This window comes from Pseudanabaena sp. 'Roaring Creek', from assembly GCF_001402795.1.
Taxonomy (GTDB): Bacteria; Cyanobacteriota; Cyanobacteriia; order Pseudanabaenales; family Pseudanabaenaceae; genus Pseudanabaena.
Map to the genome: position 1 here is coordinate 1 of NZ_LIRE01000089.1, position 3,581 is coordinate 3,581.

The window sequence follows — 3,581 nt, forward strand, 5'->3', positions numbered from 1 at the left end:
GAATAAACATCGGGTTCACTTTTAAGCAGCCAGTAAGCCATTATGCAGATCCTGAAACTCCTAACTCATTATAAGTACATCAAGCCCTAGCGAAATATATAGCGATCGCCAAATGTGCTAGGTCATAAATCCCAAGAATTGACTGGCGGCGCGAAGCGCCGCCAGTCAATCCTTGGGATTTAATTTTTCCTAATTCAAGTGACTGTAGCTATAGGTGCGCGTAAATCATTCCCAAGCGGTTAATTCTTAAAAAGATTGTGTTGTGGTTAGTGACTCATGTAAACTTTTGTTAACTATAAAATTTGTTAAATTTTACACACTTATAAAAATATCTTTTTAAAACACAGGGTGAAATATTTTCTATGACTAAAGTTTCAGGATTTGGTAAAGGTTCGGGACAGGACAAAAAAAAGAAGAAAGCGCCAAACAAGCACCAAGTTGCCGCCAATAAATACGACGAGATGAAGGATAAGGGTTTACCTGAGTTCAATGTTTTTGTCCGTATCAAGGGCAAAGAGTGGGTACCCGCAGGTTCGATGGCGGTGCAGCGTAGCAACCAAATCAGTCACGCCATTTTTCAACAGGAAGCAGAATTATTAAAAGGAGCCATCCGTTTGTATCCCGTTCTGCGGAAATTCAAGGATGATCTGGAATATGGTTATCGGCTGAAGGAATTTCCTGATGAAGAGATAACTGTTGCGATTCTTCCCCAACCAACCATTGGCGATAAGTTTAAATACGCTTTTACTAAGGCTAAGGAATATCTTAATCGCGTCGTTAAAAAGCCTCAGGATAAATAAAACGCCTCAGAATAACCAGATGAGTGGCGGCGCTAAGCGCCGCCACTCATCTTTGTGGTAGCTGCCGATGGTACGGCAGCTATAGATGATTGATACGGAATATGTGTGTTACGGGGGGCTCCCATCAAGCGTTACAATCGTATAGATAGTGGGTAACGAATCGCAGAGAAAAATTCATAGCAGTTTATGGCAAAAATTATCGATGGCAAAGCCCTAGCGAAGAAGATGCAAAAGGCGATCGCTGATGAAGTCGCGCAGTTGCAAGCAAAATACGGTCGTCCTCCAGGACTAGCGGTTTTGATGGTAGGGGATAATCCCGCTAGTGCCGCCTATGTCAAGAACAAAGAAACCGCCTGTCATAAAGCAGGTATTACATCCTTCGGCAAGCATTTACCTGCCAGCGCCACCCAAGCAGAACTAGAGCAAATTATTGACGAATTAAATAAGGACGATCGCGTAGATGGCATTCTGATCCAGTTGCCTTTGCCCGATCATTTGGATTCGGTTGCCCTACTAAACCGTCTCGATCCTGATAAAGACGCGGATGGCTTGCATCCCAATAACTTAGGTAGACTCGTCCGTGGTGAAGAGGGCTTGCGGAGCTGCACGCCTGCGGGGGTAATGGAATTGTTAGCCGAGGCAAACATAGATATTGCGGGTAAAAATGCCGTTGTCATTGGGCGTAGCATTCTGGTCGGCAAGCCCCTAGCACTCATGCTTTTAGAAGAAAATGCCACCGTCACGATCGCCCATTCTCGTACAAAAGCCCTTGCCGAAGTTACCCGTAAAGCAGATATTGTAATTGCCGCGATCGGTCGTCCTGAATTTGTGACCGCAGATATGGTCAAACCCGACGCTGTAGTGATCGATGTCGGTATTAACCGAGTTACGGACGATCTCGGTAAATCGCGCTTAGTCGGGGATGTGGACTATGACAATATTGCTGCAATTGCCTCTCACATTACCCCTGTGCCTGGGGGCGTGGGACCAATGACCGTGACCATGCTTTTGCATAATACCGTTTGGAGTTATCGCCGCAAGTTTGCTGAAGGTGGGTTGGGAAATCAATAAAGTTTTAGGGTAGCGATCGCAAGTCGTTGCATAATATACATTCTGGATTACATTCTGGATACAGTCAGAAGTTTTGCCTAAATTTCTGACATTGCATAACTAGAAATAACTGGAAACAACTGAACACACTGTCAAAAACCTGTCAAAAACCTGTCGAAATCATTGCTAAGCCATGCCCCAAACATTGTCAGAAACATCATCTCAAACGGTTTCATTTAATTTAGATAAGTATTTGCGCGATCTCAAACAAGAGGTCGAAGCCGCACTTGACGCTTCGATTTCCGTTACCTATCCTGAAAAAATTTATGAATCGATGCGCTACTCGCTGATGGCTGGTGGCAAGCGCTTACGTCCAATCCTATGTCTGGCTGCTCATGAGTTATTGGGTGGTGATATCGCTGCCGCTATGCCCACTGCCTGCGCGATGGAGATGGTACATACAATGTCATTGATCCATGATGATCTGCCCGCCATGGATAACGATGACTTTCGACGCGGCAAACCCACAAACCATAAGGTGTATGGTGATGATATCGCAATTTTGGCGGGGGACGCTTTACTAGCTTACGCCTTTGAATTTATAGCTGAGCAGACTAGGGGTGTACCTGCGGAAAGAATTTTAAAGGCGATCGCCCATCTCGGTCACGCAGTTGCCGCGACAGGTTTGGTTGGCGGACAGGTTGTCGATCTAGAATGTGAAGGTAAGTCTGATGTGACAGCAGAAATACTAACCTTTATCCATATCCACAAAACTGCTGCCTTACTCGAATCCTGTGTCATCTGTGGTGCATTGTTGGCGGGTGCAAATGATACTGACATCAAGCGGTTATCCACCTATGCTAATAACATTGGTTTAGCTTTTCAAATCATTGATGACATTCTAGACATTACTGCGACTTCTGAGCAACTTGGCAAAACGGCTGGCAAGGATCTTGTCGCCCAAAAAGTCACTTATCCTAGTTTGTGGGGCATCGAAGCCTCCCAGCTAAAGGCACAGGAACTAGTGGAACAGGCTAAAGCTCAATTGGTCAGTTATGGCGATGCGGCTCTACCTCTAATGGCACTTGCCGATTACATCACTGCTCGAAAAAACTAGACCTAATTCTCAAACTACTTCTTGACCTTAATTTTTGCAATTGATATGAACATCCATCCTGTTGGCGAAATCCTCGATAATCAAGTTCTGCTAATTGCTCTATGTTCCAGTTTGTCAGCGCAACTACTCAAGTTGTTTATCGAATTAGCCCAATTCCGACGAGTTAGATTTAAGGTGCTATTTGAAACTGGTGGTATGCCTAGCTCCCATTCAGCTTTAGTATCGGCGCTGGCGACAGGGATTGGACGCACCCAAGGGTGGGATACGCCACAATTTGCGATCGCTACAGTCTTTGCCTTTATTGTGATGTATGATGCCGCAGGCATCCGCCGCGCCGCAGGCAAGCAGGCAAAGGTTCTCAATCAAATTATGGTAGAAGTTTTTGAAGAAGAACACGATCCCCTCAAGGAATTATTGGGGCATACCCCTGCCCAAGTTGTGGCAGGATCGATTTTAGGCATAATTTTAATGTGGCTGTTCCTATAAAAAAAGGGAAGGGCAGCGCTAAGCGCTGCCCTTCCCTTTTTTTATCACGAGGAATTTATACTAATTCACGAAAGCGTGACAACACTTTTGTGAATTAAAAACTAAACCTAGTAAGGGTTTTCAAGTTA

4 protein-coding genes are annotated in these 3,581 nt (G+C 44.9%); all 4 read left to right on the top strand.

Annotated features, from left to right (window positions below; all coding sequences use genetic code 11):
• The first annotated feature begins 362 nt into the window (after positions 1–362).
• The 4 genes from AC805_RS02980 to AC805_RS02995 all read left to right on the top strand — a co-directional run bounded on the left by AC805_RS02980 (position 363) and on the right by AC805_RS02995 (position 3,453).
• The gene (locus AC805_RS02980) at positions 363–800 is read left to right on the top strand and encodes an HHL1-like protein (protein ID WP_055074038.1); all 438 of its coding nucleotides are present in this window, start codon (positions 363–365) and stop codon (positions 798–800) included.
• Between the two features lie 186 nt (positions 801–986).
• Positions 987–1,871, top strand: a complete 885-nt coding sequence (gene folD, locus AC805_RS02985; protein WP_055074039.1) for a bifunctional methylenetetrahydrofolate dehydrogenase/methenyltetrahydrofolate cyclohydrolase FolD — start codon at positions 987–989, stop codon at positions 1,869–1,871.
• A gap of 172 nt (positions 1,872–2,043) precedes the next feature.
• Complete coding sequence (gene crtE, locus AC805_RS02990; RefSeq protein WP_055074040.1) at positions 2,044–2,967, top strand: geranylgeranyl diphosphate synthase CrtE; 924 nt, start codon at positions 2,044–2,046, stop codon at positions 2,965–2,967.
• Positions 2,968–3,018: 51 nt separating this feature from the next.
• Positions 3,019–3,453 (top strand): divergent PAP2 family protein, encoded by a 435-nt coding sequence (locus AC805_RS02995; RefSeq protein ID WP_197278613.1) that lies wholly within the window; start codon positions 3,019–3,021, stop codon positions 3,451–3,453.
• The last annotated feature ends 128 nt before the right edge of the window (positions 3,454–3,581 follow it).

Bases quoted from the DNA above. Each gene is read 5' to 3' on its own strand.
- folD (WP_055074039.1), top strand. From the start codon at position 987: ATGGCAAAAATTATCGATGGCAAAGCCCTAGCGAAGAAGATGCAAAAG.
- AC805_RS02980 (WP_055074038.1), top strand. From the start codon at position 363: ATGACTAAAGTTTCAGGATTTGGTAAAGGTTCGGGACAGGACAAAAAA.
- crtE (WP_055074040.1), top strand. From the start codon at position 2,044: ATGCCCCAAACATTGTCAGAAACATCATCTCAAACGGTTTCATTTAAT.